Here is a 539-nt window from a genome sequence, read left to right on the forward strand (position 1 = left end):
GAGCACGGCGGCAACAGCCTGTACCGCATCGCGGCGGGGGCGGCGGACGCCGACTACGCCTGGACCGAGGTCCTCATGCAGAACCTGGGCCGCTACCTGGGCGCCGGCCAGGTCAGCGGGCACGGCAGGAACACCTACCAGGCGATCAGCTTCCACCACTACACCGTGGTCGGGCCCTGGCACGCCAAGGGCTCGGCGACCGACTTCGACACCGGCGAGTACTACGCCACGATGCTCAAGGCCCGGGCGGTGGAGGACGTGATCGCCGGGCACGCGGCGGTCATGGACGCCTACGACCCCCACAAGCACGTGGGCCTGGTGCTGGATGAGTGGGGCACCTGGTTCGACGTGGAGCCGGGCACCAACCCCGGCTTCTTGTTCCAGCAGAACACCCTGCGCGACGCGCTGGTCGCCAGCGTGCACTTCGACGGCTTCCACCGCCACGCCGACCGGCTGGTGATGGCCAACATCGCCCAGACGGTGAACGTGCTGCAGGCGATGATCCTCACCGACGGCGACGCGCTGGTCCTGACGCCCTC

The 539-nt window shown here is 69.6% G+C and carries 1 protein-coding gene; it reads left to right on the forward strand.

Annotated features, from left to right (window positions below; translation table 11 throughout):
* Positions 1–539, forward strand: a 539-nt coding sequence (locus AB8M62_RS20075; RefSeq protein WP_369070672.1) for an alpha-L-arabinofuranosidase C-terminal domain-containing protein, incomplete at both ends; no start/stop codon positions are given.

It is taken from the genome of Kineococcus terrestris, assembly GCF_041020755.1.
GTDB lineage: Bacteria > Actinomycetota > Actinomycetes > Actinomycetales > Kineococcaceae > Kineococcus > Kineococcus terrestris.